Annotated in this window: 17 protein-coding genes and 1 pseudogene; 10 read left to right on the forward strand and 8 right to left on the reverse strand. The window is 70.6% G+C overall.

Annotation, left to right across the window (positions count from 1 at the left end):
* The first annotated feature begins 26 nt into the window (after window positions 1–26).
* Both ACZ68L_RS07130 and ACZ68L_RS07135 read left to right on the forward strand, forming a co-directional pair.
* Complete coding sequence (locus tag ACZ68L_RS07130) at window positions 27–1,124, forward strand: threonine synthase (RefSeq protein ID WP_469574821.1); 1,098 nt, start codon at window positions 27–29, stop codon at window positions 1,122–1,124.
* 87 nt (window positions 1,125–1,211) lie between these two features.
* Window positions 1,212–3,851 carry a discoidin domain-containing protein gene (locus tag ACZ68L_RS07135; RefSeq protein ID WP_469574822.1) on the forward strand — a complete coding sequence of 880 codons (2,640 nt, stop codon included), beginning with the start codon at window positions 1,212–1,214 and terminating at the stop codon, window positions 3,849–3,851.
* Here ACZ68L_RS07135 and ACZ68L_RS07140 read toward each other — a convergent pair.
* On the reverse strand, window positions 3,790–4,722 hold the full coding sequence (locus ACZ68L_RS07140; protein WP_469574823.1) for a DMT family transporter: 933 nt from the start codon (window positions 4,720–4,722) through the stop codon (window positions 3,790–3,792). The genes ACZ68L_RS07135 and ACZ68L_RS07140 overlap by 62 nt on opposite strands.
* A 39-nt stretch (window positions 4,723–4,761) precedes the next feature.
* Here ACZ68L_RS07140 and ACZ68L_RS07145 point away from each other — a divergent pair, with 39 nt between their 5' ends.
* Window positions 4,762–5,376 (forward strand): MarR family winged helix-turn-helix transcriptional regulator, encoded by a 615-nt coding sequence (locus ACZ68L_RS07145; protein WP_469574824.1) that lies wholly within the window; start codon window positions 4,762–4,764, stop codon window positions 5,374–5,376.
* On the opposite strand, the gene ACZ68L_RS07150 is transcribed toward ACZ68L_RS07145, so the two are convergent.
* The gene (locus ACZ68L_RS07150; RefSeq protein ID WP_469574825.1) at window positions 5,346–6,497 is read right to left on the reverse strand and encodes an IPT/TIG domain-containing protein; all 1,152 of its coding nucleotides are present in this window, start codon (window positions 6,495–6,497) and stop codon (window positions 5,346–5,348) included. The genes ACZ68L_RS07145 and ACZ68L_RS07150 overlap by 31 nt on opposite strands.
* A 241-nt stretch (window positions 6,498–6,738) precedes the next feature.
* Window positions 6,739–7,485: an IPT/TIG domain-containing protein gene (locus tag ACZ68L_RS07155; RefSeq protein ID WP_469574827.1), complete on the reverse strand. Its 747-nt coding sequence runs from the start codon at window positions 7,483–7,485 to the stop codon at window positions 6,739–6,741.
* 1,184 nt (window positions 7,486–8,669) lie between these two features.
* Between ACZ68L_RS07155 and ACZ68L_RS07160 the strand changes: the two genes are divergently transcribed.
* Window positions 8,670–9,839 (forward strand): hypothetical protein, encoded by a 1,170-nt coding sequence (locus ACZ68L_RS07160; protein WP_469574830.1) that lies wholly within the window; start codon window positions 8,670–8,672, stop codon window positions 9,837–9,839.
* Between the two features lie 495 nt (window positions 9,840–10,334).
* Here the strand turns inward: ACZ68L_RS07160 and ACZ68L_RS07165 are convergent, their stop codons facing one another.
* The 4 genes and pseudogenes from ACZ68L_RS07165 to ACZ68L_RS07180 form a co-directional block, all read right to left on the reverse strand.
* Window positions 10,335–10,751, reverse strand: coding sequence for a PIN domain-containing protein (locus tag ACZ68L_RS07165; RefSeq protein WP_469574831.1), 417 nt, complete (start codon window positions 10,749–10,751; stop codon window positions 10,335–10,337).
* Window positions 10,748–10,999 (reverse strand): type II toxin-antitoxin system VapB family antitoxin, encoded by a 252-nt coding sequence (locus tag ACZ68L_RS07170; protein ID WP_469574832.1) that lies wholly within the window; start codon window positions 10,997–10,999, stop codon window positions 10,748–10,750. Before ACZ68L_RS07170 ends, ACZ68L_RS07165 begins: the two co-directional genes overlap by 4 nt.
* A 427-nt stretch (window positions 11,000–11,426) precedes the next feature.
* Window positions 11,427–11,963, reverse strand: coding sequence for an NUDIX domain-containing protein (locus ACZ68L_RS07175; protein ID WP_469574834.1), 537 nt, complete (start codon window positions 11,961–11,963; stop codon window positions 11,427–11,429).
* A gap of 1 nt (window position 11,964) precedes the next feature.
* Window positions 11,965–13,320, reverse strand: a pseudogene (locus tag ACZ68L_RS07180) (tetratricopeptide repeat protein).
* Between the two features lie 194 nt (window positions 13,321–13,514).
* Here ACZ68L_RS07180 and ACZ68L_RS07185 point away from each other — a divergent pair.
* The 5 genes from ACZ68L_RS07185 to ACZ68L_RS07205 all read left to right on the forward strand — a co-directional run bounded on the left by ACZ68L_RS07185 (window position 13,515) and on the right by ACZ68L_RS07205 (window position 17,339).
* Complete coding sequence (locus tag ACZ68L_RS07185; protein WP_469574835.1) at window positions 13,515–14,264, forward strand: hypothetical protein; 750 nt, start codon at window positions 13,515–13,517, stop codon at window positions 14,262–14,264.
* Between the two features lie 77 nt (window positions 14,265–14,341).
* Window positions 14,342–15,253, forward strand: a complete 912-nt coding sequence (locus ACZ68L_RS07190) for a phosphotransferase family protein (protein WP_469574836.1) — start codon at window positions 14,342–14,344, stop codon at window positions 15,251–15,253.
* On the forward strand, window positions 15,254–15,946 hold the full coding sequence (locus ACZ68L_RS07195) for an SAM-dependent methyltransferase (RefSeq protein ID WP_469574838.1): 693 nt from the start codon (window positions 15,254–15,256) through the stop codon (window positions 15,944–15,946).
* Window positions 15,947–15,961: 15 nt separating this feature from the next.
* Entirely contained in the window at window positions 15,962–16,519 is a 558-nt protein-coding gene (locus ACZ68L_RS07200) for an HAD domain-containing protein (protein ID WP_469574840.1), read from the forward strand.
* Between the two features lie 358 nt (window positions 16,520–16,877).
* Window positions 16,878–17,339 (forward strand): tyrosine-type recombinase/integrase, encoded by a 462-nt coding sequence (locus tag ACZ68L_RS07205; protein WP_469574842.1) that lies wholly within the window; start codon window positions 16,878–16,880, stop codon window positions 17,337–17,339.
* A gap of 108 nt (window positions 17,340–17,447) precedes the next feature.
* On the opposite strand, the gene ychF is transcribed toward ACZ68L_RS07205, so the two are convergent.
* Window positions 17,448–18,536, reverse strand: coding sequence for a redox-regulated ATPase YchF (gene ychF, locus ACZ68L_RS07210; protein ID WP_469574844.1), 1,089 nt, complete (start codon window positions 18,534–18,536; stop codon window positions 17,448–17,450).
* Window positions 18,537–18,876: 340 nt separating this feature from the next.
* Between ychF and ACZ68L_RS07215 the strand changes: the two genes are divergently transcribed.
* Window positions 18,877–19,380 carry a DUF6542 domain-containing protein gene (locus ACZ68L_RS07215; RefSeq protein WP_469575283.1) on the forward strand — a complete coding sequence of 168 codons (504 nt, stop codon included), beginning with the start codon at window positions 18,877–18,879 and terminating at the stop codon, window positions 19,378–19,380.
* Window positions 19,381–19,404 lie beyond the last annotated feature (24 nt).

A 19,404-nucleotide genomic window follows, 5' to 3' on the forward strand; every position in this document is an offset into this window, starting at 1 on the left:
ACCACACGCCTGACATGCTGGCGGGCATGGTCATGTATCTCTGCCCGCAGGACGGCACTCGCGCCGAAACGACCGCTCTCACCTGGTGTTGCCCGGTCTGCCGCGGCCCCTGGGACCTCGATTTCGAGGTCACCGATCCGCTCTCGCTCAACTCTCTCGCGGGACGCGTCAATTCACTGTGGCGTTACGAAGAGGCGCTGCCCCTCGCCACGCCCACGACCACCCTTGGCGAGGGCCGCACCCCGCTCGTCCCGCTCACCGGCACGGTGTCGGCCAAGCTCGACTTCCTGATGCCGACGCTCTCCTTCAAGGACCGCGGCGCCGTGATGCTCGTCGAACTGGCCCGCCGCCTCTCGCCCGAGCGCGTCGTCGCGGACAGCAGCGGCAACGCGGGCACGGCCGTCGCCGCCTACTGCGCCCGCGCCTCGCTCCCCTGCACGGTGTACGTACCCGAGGGGACGTCGCCGAAGAAGACCGAGCAGATCCGGGCGCACGGGGCGCACCTGGAGATCGTCCCCGGCGACCGCGAGGCCACCGCGCTGGCGGCTCGTGCCGCCGCCGACACCTCGGGCACGTTCTACGCCTCGCACGTCTTCAACCCGTACTTCCTGCACGGCACGAAGACCTATGTGTACGAGCTGTGGGAGGACCTCGGCGGCCGGCTCCCGGACGCCCTCGCCGTACCGGTGGGCAACGGCACCCTGCTGCTCGGCGCGGCCCTGGCCACGGCCGAACTCCAGGCCCGGGGTCTGATCGAGGAACGCCCGGCACTGATCGCCGTGCAGGCCGAGGCGGTGTCCCCGCTGGCCGCCGCCTTCCGCGCGGGCGCGGACGATGTGCTCGACGCCCCGGCCGGCACGGCCGCCCCCACCCTCGCCGAGGGCATCGCCATCCCCCGCCCGCCGCGCGCTCGGGCCGTCCTGGCCGCAGTACGGGAATCGGGCGGCACCTTCCTCACGGTGACCGAGGATCAGATCCGGGCCGCGCAGCTGGACCTGGCCGCCCGCGGGTTCTACGTGGAGACGACGGGCGTCGCCTGCTGGGCCGCGGTCGGCGGCTGGACGGACCGGAGCGTCGTCGTACCGCTGTGCGGCGCGGGTCTCAAGACCGGCCTCGCCGGCTGACGCGGGCCGCCCGCGCCGGCCGGCCGTTCACCCGCGCGCCGCGCGCCGTGCCCCGCCGCCCGGCGCGCGCTTACCTACCTTCGTACGGTGAGCCTCTCGCGCGTCTGTCTCCTCACGTCCCTGACGTCCCTGGTCGCGGGCGCCCTGATCGCACCGCTGCCACGCCTCTCGTACGCGGCCGCCCCCCTCCCGCCCACGGCCACCACCTGCGGCCGGGACACCGACCCCGCCTGGGCCCCGACCTCCACCCGGTTCGGCGGGGCCGACGGTTACGACCCCTATGTCGGCAACGGATATCTGGGACACCGCGTGCCCGCCGCGGGCGCCGGATATGCCGCGTCGGGCGAGAAGACCGGCTGGCCGCTGTTCACTCCGCGCTACGACGGCGCCTTCGTCGCCGGCCTGTTCGGACGCGAGAAGGACCTGGCGGCCGGCCGCGAGGTGATCGCCGCGCTGCCCAGCTGGACGACCCTCGACCTGCGCGTGGGCAACGAGACGTACGGCTCCGGCACTCCCCCGGCCCGGATCTCGCACTACCGCCAGACGGTGTTCCTGCGCTGCGGCCTGGTGCGCACCTCACTGCGCTGGACCACGGCCGACGGGCGCGCGACCGACCTCGCGTACGAGGTGCTCGCGGACCGCGCCGACGTGCACACCGGCGCGGTACGGCTGCGCATGACACCGCACTGGAGCGGTACGGCGACCGTCACCGGCCGCCTGGACCCGCGGGGCGCACGCCGGATCGCGCTCAAGGACGACGGAACGTTCCGGACCCGGGGCACCGGGACGGCCGGCGCGATCGTCCAGACGCTGCGCGCCGACGGGCCGGGGCCGGCGCGCGGCAGGGCACCGGCGCCCGGCACACCCCGTCCGCACAGCGAGCTCCGGGTGCGCGCCGGGCGCACGTACTCCGTCGAGAAGTACGTCGGAGTCGACACCGCGCTCACCTCGTCGGCCCCGTCCGCCGCCGCCCGTGCGGCGTCCGTGCGCGCGGCCCGGCGCGGCTGGTCCGGCGTCCTCGCGGCGAACGCCGCCGCCTGGCGACGGGCCTGGGCGGCCGACATCTCCGTACCGGACAGTCCCGAGCTGCAGAAGTGGCTGCGGTCGGCGCAGTACGGACTGCTCGCCTCCACCCGGACCGGGTCTCGCGACAGCATCGCCCCGGCCGGTCTGACCAGCGACAACTACGCGGGCTTGGTGTTCTGGGACGCCGAGATCTGGATGTATCCGGGGCTGCTCGCCACCCGCCCCGAGCCGGCCCGTCCGGTCGTCGAGTACCGGTATCGCACGCGCGGGGCCGCCCGCGCCAACGCCCAGAAGCTGGGGTTCCGGGGGCTGTTCTACCCGTGGACGAGCGCGAGCAGGGGCGACCTCTGGTCCGAGTGCCAGAGCTGGAACCCGCCGCACTGCGTCACCCAGAACCATCTCCAGGGCGATGTCTCGCTCGCCGTCTGGCAGTACTACCTGGCGACCGGGGACCGCGACTGGCTGGCGGGCCACGGGTGGCCACTGCTCTCCGGCATCGCCGACTTCTGGGTCTCGCGGGCCACCGCCGACGGCGACGGCAGCTACTCGATCAAGGAGGTCGCGGGCCCGGACGAGTACAGCAACGGTGTCACCGACGGGGTTTTCACCAACGCGGTCGCGGCCACCGCCCTGCGCAACGCCACGCGCGCGGCACGGCTGCTCGGACATCCCGCGCCGGCCGGGTGGGCACGGGTCGCGGACGGTCTGCGCATCCCCTACGACCCGAAGCGGAAGCTCTTCCTCCAATACGCGGGCTACAACGGCTCGACGATCAAGCAGGCCGACACCGTGCTGCTGATCTACCCGCTGGAGTGGCCGATGGAGCCCGGCGCCGCGGCGGCCACGCTCGACTACTACGCCGAGCGCACCGATCCGGACGGCCCGGCGATGACGGACTCGGTCCACGCGATCGACGCCGCCGCGATCGGGGAGGCCGGCTGTGTGACGTACACCTATCTCCAGCGCTCCGTACGCCCGTTCATGCGCGGTCCGTACGCGCTCTTCAGCGAGGCCCGGGGTACGAAGTCCGGCGCGCAGGACCCGTTGTCGGGCCGTCCCGCGGAGGATTTCCTCACCGGAAAGGGTGGATTCCTCCAGGTCTTCACGCACGGCCTGACGGGCCTGCGCCTGCGGGAGGACGGGGTGCGCCTCGATCCCCTGCTGCCGCCGCAGCTGGGCAAGGGCGTGACACTGACGGGCCTGCGGTACCGGGGCCGTACGTACGACGTCGCGATCGGCCCGCTGACGACGACGGTCCGGCTGACCTCCGGCGCTCCGTTCACCGTCCACACCCCCACCGGCCCCCGTCTCCTCACCGGCACGCTGACCCTGCGCACCCGCCGCCCGGACCTCGCCGCGACGACGGACGCGGCCCGTTGCCGCCCGGCGACGGCGACCTCCGAGACGCCCGGTCTGTACGCGGTCGCCGCGGTGGACGGCAGCGCCGCCACGGCGTGGGCCCCGGACGGTGCGACGGGCGCGCTGACGGTGGACCTGGGGCGCACGGCCCCGGTGACCTCGATCGAGCCGGAGTGGACGGACGCCCGCTCGTCCTCGTACCGCCTGGAGACATCGGTGGACGGCACGGACTGGCAGCCCTACCGGTCGGGGGCGACGGCTCGTCGGGTGCGACTGACGGTCACGTCGGAGGACGCGGAGAAGCCGGTGGGAGTACGGGAGTTGAGGGTCGCTCAGCCGTGACCGGCGGCGCGCCGCGCAGCCGCTTCCCGGCCATCGGCCGTCCGAGAAGAATTCCGGCCAGGACCAGGGCCGACCCGCAGAGCTGCCTGGCCGTGAGCGCCTCGCCGGCGAGGGCGGTGCCGAGCAGTACGCCGGTCACCGGGTTGAGCAGGCCGACCAGTCCGACCGTGGCGGCGGGAAGGTGGCGCAGACCCGCGAACCAGGCGGCGAAGGCGAGCGCGGTGGCCACCACGGTGACGTAGCCGAACCCGAGGACGGCCGGTCCGTCGAGTGCCGGCGGCGCGCCCTCGACGAGGGCCGCGAGGGGCAGCAGCAGAAGCCCTCCCGCGATCAGCTGCCAGGCGGTCGAGGCGAGTACGTCGACCTCGGTGCCCCACCGCTTGGCCAGGACGTAGCCGAGGGACGACATGAGCATCGCGGCGACGGAGGCGAGCACTCCACGCACGTCGGCCGACGCCGTCCCGCCGAGCAGCATCAGGCCCACCCCGCCGAGTCCGACGACCGCGCCGGCCAGCGGCAGCAGGCGCGGGCGCTCGGCGAGCAGCGCCCAGGCGATCAGCATCATCACCATCGGCGAAGTCGCCATGACCGTCGACGCGGTACTGGTCGGCAACAACTGGGCGGCCACGTAGACGAGGGCGAAGAACCCGCCCATGTTGAGGGCGCCGAGAACGAGGGATTTCCACCACCAGGGGCCGCGCGGCCGTCGCCGGCGTACCGCCAGGAGCAGCAGCCCCGCCGGCAGGGCCCTGATCGCGGCTCCGTAGAGGGGGTGGCCGGCGGGCAGATACGCGTGGGTGACGAAGTAGTTCGTACCCCAGGCCACGGGTGCGATCGCCGTGATCAGGACCCACCGCAAAGTAGCTTCCATGGAAGTTATTATGCCTTCCAAGGAAGCTACAGTGAACCCATGTACCCCGACACCGCCGGACCCGCCTCCGCGCCCTCTCCCCCGCCGCCCGACCACATCGCCCGCATCCAGGCGGAATGGGCCAGGGAACGACCGGATGTCGACGTGGGCCCGCAAGGGGTGATCGGTCGGCTCCACCGCCTGGCCGGAATGCTCACCGAACAGCTCTGCGTGGTCTACCGGCGGTTCGGGCTGAGCGAGGGCGAGTTCGACGTGCTGGCCGCCCTGCGCCGCGCGGGCGAGCCGTTCGAACGGGCCCCGGGCGAACTGGCGGTGCACACCATGGTCACGACAGGGGCGATGACCAAGCGGATCGACCGTCTGGAACGCGACGGCCTCGTCACCCGCCGCCGCTCGGCCGGTGACGGCCGGGGCCGAGTGGTCGCGCTCACCCCCGCGGGCCGGGAACTGATCGACCGGGCCTTCACCGAGCACATGCGCAACGAACGCCGCCTCCTGGACGCCCTGCCCCCGGAGGCGGCGGCACAGTTGGAGGCACTCCTGACCACATGGCTGGGCCACGTGGAACCGCCGCACCGCGCGCCGGTCGCGACGGATCAGGCGGGTCCCACGTGCCGGGCCGCTCAGATGCCGGGCGGGTCGAGCCGCGTGTAGGGAAGGCCGATACTGGTGCCGCCGGGGGTGACGACCCGGACAGTGACCGTCCCCGCCACGCCGGGCGGTGTCGTGGTGGTCAGTTGGGTGTCGGAGACCACGGTGAAGCCGGCGGGCACGGCCCCGAACAGTACCGCGCTGGTGTACGTCAGTCCGACGCCGGTGAGAGTCACCGTGGTTCCGCCTGCCGACGGCCCCTGGCCGGGCGCCAGACCGGAGATGACCGGGACACCGAGATAGACATAGGTCACGCCGTTGCTCGTGCCACCGGGCGTGGTGACGGTGACCGGGACCGTGCCGACGGCACCGGGCGGCGCCACCGCCCTGATCTCCGTGGCCGAGATGATGGTGTAGGTGGTCGCCGCCGTCGCGCCGAAGCGGACCGCCGTGGCCTGGAGAAGATTCTCACCGGGCAGCGTCACGGAGTTGCCACCGCCCGCCTGCCCGGACGCCGGGGTGATCTCGTCGAGAACCGGCGCGTCGAGGTAGTAGTAGAAGACGGCTTGGGTGCTGGTACCACCGGGAGTGGTGACCGTGACGGCAACCGGACCCGGACCGCCGGTGGGGACGGACGCGGTCAGCTGGGTCGCCGAGACGACGGTGAACGAACTCACCGCGTTCGCGCCGAAGTGCACAGCGGTCGCTCCGGTGAAGCCGGTCCCGGAGAGAGTGACGCTGTTGCCACCCGCGAGTGGCCCCTGGGCCGGAACCACACTGCTCAGCACCGGACCGGCGACATACGTATAGGGCACCCCGGCGCTGGTGCCGCCCGGGGTGGTGATCGTGACGTTGACGGTGCCGGCGGGCGCGGCGGGGGCGATCGCGGTGACCTGCGTCGCGGAGACGGCGAGGAACGCGGCGGCCGCGGTACCGAAACTGACCGAGGTCGCGCCGGTGAAGCCGGTCCCGGTCAACGTGACCGTGTTCCCGCCCGCGACCGGCCCCTGGTTGGGGACGACGGAACCGATCACGGGCGCCGCGAGCACGTAGGTGAAGCCGGAGCCGTTGCCGGTTCCGTCGGGTGTGGTCACCGTGGTCCGTACGGTGCCCGCACCGGCCGGGGCGGCCGCGGCCACCGACGGTTGCGTGACGTGGGGGACTGAGCTGTCGGAGCTCTCCACAGCCGTTCTCCTGTCGAGGTGATGTGATGGGGGCGTGGTGGACGGGCCGCCACTTCGGAACATGACGACCGGCGCGCCGCCCGGACCTCCTGGCCGGGCGGCGGTGAGCGAGTGATGTCGAGCGGATTGCCCGCCCGGCCGGGCGCGGAACGTCCCGGACCGGGCGGACATCACGCGTCCGGAAGCGGCACCGACGCCGGGTTCGTTGCGCGTCGGCAGTCGGCGCCGCAGCCGTGACGGATCAGATGCCGGGACCCGCCACATACGTGAAGGCGCCGACGTCCGTGGCCGTGCCCGCGGGGTTCGAGAGACCGACGTCGACCGCACCGAGGGTGCCCGGCGGGGTGACGGCGGACACCGTCGTCGCGTTGATGACCGAGAACGGCGCCGCCACCGAGTTGAACGTGACCTGGCTCGTCGAGGTCAGGTTGGTGCCCGTGATGGTCACCGCGGTCCCGCCGGACGTCGGCCCGGAGGTCGGCGTGATGGCGGTGATGGTCGGGACGTCGATGTAGGTGTACGTCAGACCGTTGTTGGTGCCTCCGGCGGTCGTCACGCTGACCCCCACCGACCCGGCCACCGCACCCGCGGGCACGACGACGCTGATCTGGCTGTCCGACAGCACGGTCGGCGTCACGGTGTTGACACCGAAGGTCACCCCCGTGGCGGTGGACAGGCCGGTGCCGCTGATGACGACGGTGTTCCCGCCCGCGGTGGGGCCCGAGCTCACGCTCAGACCGGACTTGAACGGGGCGCCGACGTAGAAGAACGGAAGCGGGTTGCTGGTTCCGCCCGGTGTCGTCACCGTCACGCCGACCTCGCCGGAGCCGGCCGGCGAGACAGCGGTGACCTGGGTGGGCGAGACGTTGGTGACTCCGGTGGCCGGCTTGGTACCGAAGAGCACAGCGGTGGTGCCCGTGAGGTTGGTGCCCGTGATGGTGACGGTGGTACCGCCACCGGTGGAACCCTGGTTCGGGCTGATTGGCATGGTCGTCCTCCGTGTGTGAACTGAACTCTCGAATAAGGGAGTTGACTCAGAGCCTGGTCCGGGTCAGGCCCCAGGGGCATGACCTGGACCTCCGGGCCACCGCCGGGCCCGGCCGTCCTCATTCACCTCCTCCTCGGCCTGTCCCGCGGGATGCCGGGAGCACCCGGGAGGGCGTCCGGAAGTTGCCTGGTCGGGGAAGACACCGTCAGCGGATGTCGCGGCGTGAGGTGTCCGGAGCCGTGATGAACCCTGTCGCGGGCCCGCCGGGCACCGGACGCCGTGACCGGCCCGCAGCGGGCGCCGCTCCGTACGAGCCGGGACCGCCCCCGCGATGAAGAACTGCTAGCGATCGCACTGCCCTCGCCGTGCGGCCGAGGCGTTCACATGACCGGTGCCGGCTCGCTCACGGCGGCGATGGCCGCACGCGGGTCGCAGGGTCCACGGCCACGTTCGTGGCCTCGACAGCGAGGTACTCGGTTGTGCGCGGATGGCTCGCGCACCGCTCCCGTGCAGAGGCCGGAGGCTGTCCATCAGTCCCTGCCGCTACCTGGCAGGGGCGACTGGTCGGATCCAAGTCCTCTACAGGGGCGCCCATCGCGGTCGTCCGGAGCAAACGATGCCGGGGTCCGTCACGCATCGACGGGTCGGCGAACAGAACGGTTCCGCGCTCCCCCGGAGAGGGATGGGCGGCCCACCGGTTCGGTTACCCAAGTGACCCATACAAACGAAATATGACTCAAGCATCTTGACGACCAATCACCTGATTGGACGAGCGCGCGGAGGGCATATCGGCCGGTGCGCCGGGGGAAGACGAATCCGCCACCCACCCCACCGCACGCCCCCACCCCACGCCGCCCAGGACCCGCCTGGCGCATCAGCAGCCCGTGCCGCCGCCCGTGCCGACTCCGCGGGCCGTCGCGACCAATGAAGCCGACGCCCGCTTACGCCTGCCGCCGTGCCTCCACACCGCCGCACCCGCCTCCCGGCCCGACCACCGCCGCCTGCGAGTGAGGGACCACCGCGCCGTTCAGGTGTGGGTCGTGCACGTCGACATCGCTCCACGGTTTACGACACCCGATCCCGCGCCAGGAACACACGCGGTCGGTCGGAATCCGCTGGAGGAAGCGGCACCCTGTCCGGGCCGGCCGCGCCGGATTGTCAGTGGCGGCTGCTTCCATGGCGCCATGAGCACTGTGCACGAGACCGCCGCCCTCCTCCCCGACCCCGTCCAACTCCGCGCCCATCTGCGCGCACTGGCCGTCCTGGACACCACGATCGGCGACGATCCGCGGTTCTGCCGCTACACCTTCGACACCGCCTGGGGCCCCGGCGAGGAGGCGGCCCTGATGGAGAACGGCGCGGGGGACGACTTCTCCGTCCTCTTCACCCCGGCCGGCGTGCTCATACGCGGCTTCGACCACGAGTCGGAGATGAGTCCGTACGCGACGGACGACGAGCAGCTCTGGCCCGGTGTCATCGACGAAGTGCCCGCCGCGCTGCGCCCGCTCCTGGACGAACCCGCCTTCTGCGACGAGGGCATCGACGCCCCTCTGGTCACCACCTGCCTGTGGCGGGAGACCGGCGAGACCGTCTGGCGCACCGGCTCGGCCATCGCCTTCCCCGCCGACAGAGAGGATCCGGACGGCTCAGGCTTCCTCTTCAGCCTCCTCACCGACCGCTCCCCCGAGGCCGTCCAGGCCCACTTCGAGGACTACTACGAGCGCCGCATCCCCCTCGGCGCCATCCGCCACGTCCTCGCCGGACACCCCCTCACCCCTGCGGTCGCCGGGGCCCTCAACCCGGCCGTCCTCTCGGACGACGCGCTGCTCCGCAGGATCGCCGCGCACCCCGAGGTCGCCTCCTACCTGGCCTGCGACGGCGAGTTCGACCTTGCCCGCACCGACCCGATCGAGTCGATCGCCCTGCCCAACGGCCTTCCGGTGGCGCCCGTCGCCGGCTGCAACGCGGGCGGCACCCACTATCTCTGCGGCCCGCCCTTCCCCGACGGCTCCCGCCCCGTCCTCTACACCGACTCCGAGGGCCAGGCCTCCCTCATCGCCGAGTCGCTCGCCGAGGCCCTGACCCTCGTCATCGTCCTCCCGTCCTGGCACGACGCCCTGGCCGGCTTCCGTCCTCCCGCCCTCAACTCCGACTACCTCGACGACCACCCGGACCACCCCACCGTCCGCGATCGCCTCCTGGCCGCACTTCGACTCCCGCCGGCCACCGACCGGGAAGTCCTGGACCGCCTGCTCGCCACCGCCGCTCGTACCGTTCCCGGCGGCTTCCTCCCGCACGTTCCCGATGAGGAGGACTCCGCCTTCCAGCCGATGCTCGAACTGTCCGCCGAGTAGGGCCGCCGCCACCCGACCGGTTCAGGGCCTCGCCGTGCGCCGCCGGGGAGCGAGAGCCGGGTCCGATCGCCGCCGACATCGCGAACCTGACGGGCAACGGCTTCAGCACGGCGAGCATTCGACGCATCAGCGAGCCACAAGCCACGGAGCTGGAGCGCTTCCGTCTCCGACGCGGCGACGTCGTCCTGGCGCGCCGCGAAGAGCTGGGGCGAGCCGCCGTCGTCCGCGAGGAGCAACACGGCTGAATGTGTGACACCGGGTGCCCAGCACCATCCCGGCACGGGATTCGCGACAAAGTACAAGAAGACTCGACGCAGAGAACGCTACCCAACACCTGCGGGTGCCGGTGCACGGATGCTCGAAGCTTTAGCCTGAGTTTCACCCGCAGTACCCGAATCACACCCGTGAGTAGATCCATATCAATCCGGCTGACGCCGAACAGGCTCTGCCCTCACCCGACGAGGCATGCCTTGGCACGGCATGCGCGTTCCCGACTCAGTCGGCGGTGCCGGGCTCCACGACCCACTCGGCTCGCAGCCCGCTCACCGAAGCGATCATGTCGAAGTCACCGTCGTAGTGCAGGACCGTGGCCCGATGCCGCTCGGCGGTTGCCGCGATGAGGACGTCGGCCAGCGACAGCGCCCGGTGAAATCTGGCATTCAGAGCCAGGGCCTGAATCTCGAGCGCCCGCTCGAACTCCTCGTCATCGCAAGGCAGGTAGTCGAATTCACGGAGCAGGGTACGCAGTCGCAGCGCCTCGGGCTTTCCGCGCGCCGAGTACAGAACCTCATACTCGGTGGGGGCGCACACCGCCAAGAGCCCGTCGCGGTCCAACGCATCCAGCCGCGCCCGCACTGCCGGTTCGCCCCGGCGGGCCAGCACTGACTTGTCGATGAGGTGGTGCCCCTTCACGCCGCCGAGGCCCCGCCTTCGCGCTTCAGCGAGCCGTCCGGATTCCGCGGCCCCGTCTGCGACCGGATCTCCGCGAACGCGTCCTCGAACTCACCATCGTCGATGGCATCGAACAGCTCCCGGCGCAGCCGCAGCCTCACCCCCTCCTCCATGGCCGCCCGCACTGCGGCGGCTTTCGTCTTCGCCCCGTACACCCGCATTGCCTGCTCAACGATCTCCTCGTCCAGATCGATCACAGTCCTGGCCATCAGCTATTCCTCCGCAGCCCAACGACACAACAACGATGTCATTTGTGAATCAGAAATGACATCAAAGTGCCGAGACGCTTCGAGGGCACCTCGATCAGGGGCGGGAGCAAGGCCCCGGAGATCGATCACCAGCCGGAACGGTCGGCTGCCAGCTCGAATGCCTCACCCAGACCCCGAAGGCGTACGGGCCAAGTCGCTCCTGGTACCGCCCTCACGCTGCCGTGCTCGGAGCATCGCCGTGACCCTCGACTGCCGCTACACGGCCTCTTCCTTCCAGGGACTAAGAATCCACCTGCTGATCGACCGCTACTTCGTAGAAGGCATCCGCGGCGCTTGGCGATGTAGGCGTCGATGGCCAGCTTGTACTTCACCATCACATAAGCCGGTGTTGCATCCACTGATTGAACCTGGTCTGTACCCATCGTGCCTAATCTGCCAACCAGCCGTCCAGGGAGACCTCGGTCCCGCCGTTCAAGTACAGGCTGAGGGCGCTGGCCGTGGTGTCCACGAAGGCTTCCGGGATAGCGGTGGCGTCGACCCAGCGGACTTGGGAGTGCTTGCGGGGTTCGCGGTTTTCGGGCTCGCCCGTCCATTCATGGGTGGCGAAGACGACCGTGAGGAAGCCGTTGGGGGCTTCGACGCCCCAAGCACCGTGGATGATGTGGGCGACCTTGAGGGACTCGGGCTTCACCGTGAGGCCCGTCTCCTCGTAGAGCTCGCGGACCGCGGTCTCGGTGATGGGCTCGCCGGGCTCGCTCTTGCCGACGGGGAGGTCCCACAGTCCCTGGGCGAACTTGGCGTTCTCGCTGCGCTGGAGGAGCACGACGCGATTGGTGGCCTTGTCGTGCACGATGACAGCCGCGACCAGCAGCGTCATCGAGTCGAGCGCCGGCTTGAGGGCTGAGAGGCGGTTGTCGGTCTGCTGGGCCACGGGATTCCCTTCTTCGGGGCGGTTGTTGGGCATGTTAGGCGAGGGCGTCGCGGGCTCGGCGGGCGAGATCTGCAGCACCAGGAACGCGGCGACGCTGGTAGACCGCGAGCGTGGAGCGAATCGAGGTGATCGCCTTGCGGGTGCGGTCGGAGGTCATGCCTTCCATGAGGACCAGGGCCTGGGCCCAGGCGGCGACAGCTTCGTCGGCGCGGGCCTGGGCGGCGAGGCTGTCGCCGAGGTCGGCGTGGGTGAGGGCGTGGACGCGCTTGTACTTCTTCGGGTCCCAGCGGGTGAGCGCGTCACGGTGCTGCTGTTCCGTACCGATGTGGTCGACGAGGTCAGTCAGCGTGCGGGCGGTGTGGCTGGCCACGGTGCCGGCGGCAGGGCCGCTGACGTGAGAGAAGCTGGGCTGGGGACCGTCCTCGCGCAGGAGGGCGTCTTCGGCGGCGAGGAGAGCGCGGGCGGCCAATGAGTTCTCGCCGACGGCTGCGTAGGCTCGGGCGTGTGTGATGTGGAGGAGCGCTTCCGTCTGGCCGTCTACGTGGCCGAGGCCCCGGGTGAGCGCGCCTTCGACGAGGTCCACGCAGTGGTGGGGTTGCTTGAGGCTGAGGGATTAATGAGCGAGGGCGCGCATCATCCAGGCGGCGTGGCCGTGGGGGTCGGCTTCGCAGGCGAGTTGGTAGCCGACCTGGTAGTAGCGCTGGGCGGCACCTTCGTGGCCGAGGTCGTGGTGTTTCCATCCTGCGAGGTAGGCGAGTTCGGCGACGGCACCGAAGGCTGCCTGGCGTAAGGACTCCGAAGTGAAGCGGCCGCGCAGCATGGGGGCTGCCGTGTCGGCAAGGTACGCGGTAACCGTGGTCAGGCCGTGCCCGCCACCGAGCCGTTCGTCGGCGGTGCTGAAGGCTGCCGTGATCTGCCGTACGACGTCGATGTCGTCGCCGCCGACGAGGGAGCGGGCGGTGCGGGCGCGCAGCATCCGCGAGGTGGCTTCGTGGTCGTGCAGGAGCGGCATGGCCACGCCGGCCGTGGTGAAGGCGGCGATGGCCAGGAAGCGGCGGCGCTCGACGTCCGCACGGCCGAGGTCGGTGACCGCAGTGACGGGATCGGTGTCCGGTAGAGACTCCGCGTCGGGTGAGTGGAAGCCGAGCTCGGTTCGGGTGACGACGCGGCCCAGCCGTCGGGAGAGAGCTTCCGCAAGGTACTGCCCTGTTCGGCCGGACGGCGCGCGGGCACCACCCACCCAGTGGGAGATGGCCGACTTGTTGGTCTGGAGCAGTTCGCCGTTCTCGGCGGCGATGCGGCGTACGTCCTTGGCGAGCACGTCGTACGTGCACCCGGCGGCGCTGATCGTGTCGCGCAGCCGGGAGTTGGCGCTGGTCGGTGCCGGCACGATCGCCTCCGCTCCGGATCTGTAAACCGTGTATACCGCTTGACCCCGGTCACACCGTACCCACTCTGCGTAGCGGGCGGTTCACTTATCGACAGCCGCCCCACTTTCGGGCCGGGCGGCCCCCAAGTTCCGTACGCCCTACCGGGCTCGGGCATTCCTGTGCCCCGGCCCGGACGATCAGAGACGGAGACACGGTGACCACCATCGACACCGCGACCATCACGGTCGAGCTGCCCGACTCCTTCGACCCGCGCTGGAACCGCCTGCCCGGCATCCAGGTGGACGGCCAACGCATCACCATCGACCCGGCCGAGTACTTCTTCCGCTTCGAGTCCCACACCTGGCTCGTCGCCGACTGGGAGTTGGTGAAGGCTCAGCTCCTGGGCGTGGACGAGACGACCGGGAGCGCGGTCGAGCAGCTCGCGCTTGACTTCATCAAGAACCACGGCGAGTCCACCTCCGACGCGGCCCGCGTGCTGGCGACGGCGTACGGGGTGTACTCGTACCTCTTTCGCGAGGAGCACCTGGCCGGCCTTGGCCTCCCGCAGATCACCGCCGATCACCTGCGCATGCTGCGTGAGGCGGCCACGCTGATGGCGCTCAACAAGGTGGAACTGGACGGCCACATCTCCAACGTCGGCCCGTGCTGGTTCTTCCCCGCCGCCACATCCGTCGTCTTCGACCTGGACGAAGCGACGGGCGGAATGCTGGACGAGGTCTACCACGGCGGCTGGTTCAACGAGCACCGACGGATCGAGTCCATCAAGGCCCACGCCGCGCTCGGCGGCCGACTCGTGCACGGTTGCCAGTCCGTGCCGGACCAGTCCGGCGGCGTCGTCGCGCCCTACGGTGCCTCAATGGCCAACTTCCGTGACGACCTGGCCGAGTTCAAGGCGGGCTGGATCGAGCAGGTCTACGCCCACCGCGTGACCGCAGCCGAGTAACCCCGTCCCCGTACGGCTCCGGGGCGGGCCAGCTCGCGCGCTCCCGCCCCGGAGCCCACCAGCCCCTGGAGACCCCCATGGACCAGAGCCTGTCCGCCACCCTGCTGGACGACCTGTGCACCCTCGTCGGCAAGCCCCTCCCCGAACGTGCCGAGATTCGTGTCTGGGGCATGTCCGGTGTCGAACGCGTCACCTTCCCCGACGGCACCACGGCCGTTTTCAAGTACGCCAAGGAGCCCTTCGACCGCGAGGCCCAGGCCCTGCGGATGGCATACCAGCGCGGGCTCCCGGTCCCCGCGCTCCACGCCACCGCCATGCAGGACAAGTGGCTCGGGATGCTCATGGACGACCTCGGCACCCCCGTACGGGACGCCGACGACCTCGACGGCGTCGCCGCCGCCGTCATGCTCCACGCCGCCCGTCCGGCGGGCGGTCTGCCCCTCCTCGACGGGGCGGGCCTCGCAGCCCTGCCCGGCCGGGCCCTCGATCACCTCCAGCGGCTGCGGAAGGCCGACCGATGGACGGACTGCGACGACATCGAGACCGCGCTGGGGAAAGTCGCCGCCGCGGCCGAGGCCCGCGTCCAGGGGGCGACGCTCGACCCGTTCGGCTGGGTGCACTCCGAGTTCCACCCCACGAGCGTCCACATCGGGGAGAACGGCTGGCATCTCCTCGACTTCGCCCGCGCCTTCACCGGGCCCGGCCTGATCGACCTCGCCTCGTACCACGGCACCACCGACGTGCCGAGCCCCTTCCGACTGCGGGTGTTCCTGGAGCAGTACGTCACCGCAGGTGGTCATGAGGACGCCCTCGCGTCCCGGGGCGGCCTGGCCGCCGAGGCATGGGCCCTGGGCTGGCACCGCATGTGGGCCGTGGAGTGGTTCATGGAGCAGGCCATCCGCTGGATCGACGACCCGGCCAAGGACCCCGCGTACATCCCCGTCGTCCGCCGCCACCTGAACGACGTGGCCCAACTCCTGGAGGTCTAGGTGCTCGCCCAGGTCTCCCCCTGGTACGCCCACGCAGCCCAGCGCACAGCCGCTGCCCCCGCGCATGCCCTCACAGCGCCTGCCCGGATGGAATGGAGCACCCACGCCGGCATCGGTCCCGGCGCTGAGATTCTGGGACGGGATCTGTGCGGCAAGCGCGTCCTGGAGCTGGGCTGCGGCCCCGGCCACAACGTGGCCCACCTCGCGAAGCACCACCAGGCCCGCGTCACCGGTGTGGACCTGGTCGGCCTCCAGGTACGCCGGGCCCGCTCCCACTACGGCCACATCGACGGCGCCACGTTCGCCTTCGGCCACGCACTGCACCACCTGCAGGCCACCGGCCAGACCGTCGACGCGATCTACTCCGTCTTCGGCGCCGTCGGCCTCGTCGCCCCCGAGCTCCTCCTCGCCGCCGTTTCCCGACGCCTGAAACCGGGCGGTGTCCTGGCCTTCTCCGTCCCTCACCCGGCACGGGCCGGAAGACATCCATCCACGGACGACCGTCCGCGCGAGGACTACGTCACCATGCCCGACCGCACCCGACTGCCTCTCGCCCGATGGGAGTTCGACGCTCACCGCTGGGGAGCCCACCTCTCCCGGACCGGCCTGCGCATCACCTCGGCGCTGGAGCTGCGGCACCCGCGCCGCGACCCGTGGCCCACCACCCTCCTGATCACCGCCCGCAAACGCTGACCGATGGAGGCAACGATGCCCCTGCCCTACCTGCTCCTGGACATCGACGGCGTCCTCATACCGTTCCCTGCCGCCGACGGCAGCACCCCGCCCACTCACGTCCGCCACACCGTCCTGCCCACCGGCCGGCACCCCGACGACCCCGTCCCCATCTGGCTCGACCCGAGCCAGGGCGACATTCTCACCGACCTCCTGACCAGCGGACTCGTCGCGCCCCTGTGGTGCACGAGCTGGCGCAATGACGCCACCACGATCATCGGTCCTCTCCTGGGGCTGCCCGACTTCCCTTACCTCGACCTGCCTCGCCCCCAGATCACCACCAGTCACCCCGACGGCTACCTCTGGAAACGCGACCACGTCGACGCCTGGCTCGGCAGAGCTCCCGTCGTCTGGATCGACGACGACTTCACCACCCTCGACCACGGATGGGCACAAGAGCGCACCGCCCGCGGGCTGCCCACTCTCCTCGTACAGCCCGACCCGTACGTCGGTCTCCTTACGGACCACCTTGCGGAGGTACGGGCGTGGGCAGCCCAGCAGTCGGGCACGAACGAAGCCCTGGACGCCGTATAGAGACACCAACAGCACAGCAGTACGGAGGCGGGCCGCGTCCTGCCCTGCGGACCCGCCTCACTGTGGTGGTCACCTGCGCGGGCGACGCCTGGCAGCGTCCGTAAGCGCTGCGTGGAGTTCGGCCCTGCTGACAGCCGGTGCGACCGGGGCTGCGTTGTGGAGAACGTCGCCGAAGGCAGCCAGGTGTGCCTGAACGGTTTCATCGTCCGAACTGCCCAGCGCGGCATGGGTGTTCCGCAACTGTGTTTCGACCTGTTGCCACGGATTACCGGAGGCGATGGCGGAGCGGCAGACCCCGGGAGGTCTTGGGCTGCGAGGGTTTCGCGGATGCGGTTGATCGACAGGTCGGAAGCAAGCTTTGAGCCGCCGTACCAGACCGGCTCGCCCTGGGCATTGGTGTCTCCGGGGGCAGTGCCGCACGGTCCCGCTCCCCCACATGGCGGTGGATGCGATGAAGGCCCACCTGAGGGACTTCCCCGCCGATGGGCCCGAGGGCTGGATCTTCACGGCGCCGCAAGGCGGACCCGTGGTCTACACGCACTTCATGGACGGATCCTGGCGGCCCACCTGCGCGAAGGCCGGCATAGCGAAGGGCACCGGACCCCACGCCCCCCGGCACCACTACGCCAGCCTGCTGATCAAGCACGGCGAGTCGGTGCAGACCGCCTCAGAGCACCTCGGCCACACCAACGCGGCCATGGCGCTGAACATCTACACCCACCTGTGGCCCGACTCCGAGGAGCGGACCCGGGCCGCCGTCGACAAGGCATACGCGGACCAGTCCGCCGATGCCCAGCCACAGATCGACGAAGCGGCGTAACCGCTCCCCCGCGGGCCGGACTCATCCAGCACGCTGCGGACTCTGCGCGGACAGCAAAGGCCGCCCAACCTGCTCCGCCGCAGGTCAGACGGCCTTTCGCCGAACGAATTAGACGTTGAAGCGGAACTCCACCACGTCCCCGTCCTGCATCACATAATCCTTGCCCTCCATGCGCGCCTTGCCCTTGGCGCGGGCCTCGGCGACCGAGCCCGTTTCGAGCAGGTCCTCGTAGGAGACGATCTCCGCCTTGATGAAGCCCTTCTGGAAGTCGGTGTGGATCACACCGGCCGCCTCGGGGGCCGTGGCGCCCTTCTTGATCGTCCAGGCGCGGGCTTCCTTCGGACCTGCCGTGAGGTAGGTCTGCAGGCCCAGGGTGTCGAAGCCGACGCGGCCGAGGGTGGCGAGGCCGGGCTCCTCCTGGCCCATGGACTGGAGGAGTTCCAGGGCCTCGTCGTCGTCGAGCTCGATCAGCTCGGACTCGATCTTGGCGTTGAGGAAGATGGCCTCGGCGGGGGCGACCAGGGCGCGCTGCTCGTTCTTGAAGTCCTCGTCGACCAGCTCGTCCTCGTCCACGTTGAAGACGTAGAGGAAGGGCTTGGCGGTGAGGAGGTGCAGCTCGTGGAGGAGCTTGCCCTTCTCCGTGCCCGCGGTGATGCCGGCGGCGAAGAGGGTCTGGCCGGACTCCAGGATCTTCTGGGCCTCCTCGACCGCGGCGAGGACCGCGACCTTCTCCTTCTGGAGACGGGACTCCTTCGTGAGGCGCGGGACGGCCTTCTCGACGGACTGGAGGTCGGCGAGGATCAGCTCGGTGTTGATCGTCTCGATGTCGTCCTTGGGCGAGACCTTGCCGTCGACGTGAACGACGTTCTCGTCCTTGAAGGCGCGGATGACCTGGCAGATCGCGTCCGACTCACGGATGTTCGCGAGGAACTTGTTGCCCAGGCCCTCACCCTCCGAAGCGCCCCGGACGATACCGGCGATGTCGACGAAGTCGACCGTCGCGGGGAGCAGCCGCTGGGAGCCGAAGATCTCCGCCAGCTTGTTCAGGCGCGCGTCGGGGACGCCGACGACGCCGACGTTCGGCTCGATCGTGGCGAACGGGTAGTTGGCCGCCAGCACGTCGTTCTTGGTCAGGGCGTTGAACAGGGTCGACTTGCCGACATTCGGCAGGCCGACGATTCCGATCGTGAGCGACACGTTGGCGACTTCCTGAGGAGTGGGGAATGAGGCGAGGGGCGGTGAGCGGGTGAAAAGACATCGGCCCGGGTGGGCCGATTCTCCAGTTTACGGGCGGGGGCGACCGGGTATCCACGGGTCCGCTCCGGGGGCCGAATCGGTTCCCGTTCGGCCGTGTGGCATCGAACTCACCCCCAAGGTCGCCCAAAGCGCGTGTCCCGCACCCGTTTCCTCCCGCTCGGCGACCTACGTTGTCCCGGTGGAGCAGCACAGGACACGTCCCCCGCAGCGCAGCCGGTCTCGGCAGGCCCCGCTGTCCCCGCAGGGCACCATCGACGAGGCCGCGGCCGTCTACCGGGTGATGGAAACGAAGCCGGAGGGACGGTCCCGTCCGGTGCCGCCCATCGTTCTCGCGTTGCGCAGGCTGCCCAACCCCCGGCTGACCGGCATCGGCGCCGGGCTCTTCGCCGCCGCCACCATGTTCGTACTGGCGTGCCTCGACTGGCTGATCCTGGACGGTTCGTCGACCGTGTTCGGCGTGCTGTTCCTGCCGGTCAGCGCGCTGACCGCGCTGTGGGTGCGGCCCGCGGACCTGGTGACCGCGCCGATCATCGTGCCGATCGCGTTCGCCGTCGGGGTCATCCCGATCTCCGGCGGCCCGAGTGGCTTCGCGGGCCAGACCATGGCGCTCGTCACCGCGCTCGCCGTCCACGCCGGATGGCTGTACGGCGGCACTCTCGTCGCCGGGCTCATCGCGACCGTACGGAAGGTACGGCTGATGCGGCAGCGACAGCGGCAGCGCCGGATGCTGCTCGCCTCACAGACGGCGCGGGACGCACAGCCGCCCCGCCGCCCCCAGCGCTGACCGAGGGAAGAACGGCGGAAGGGG

Source organism: Streptomyces sp. NPDC104309, assembly GCF_055584025.1.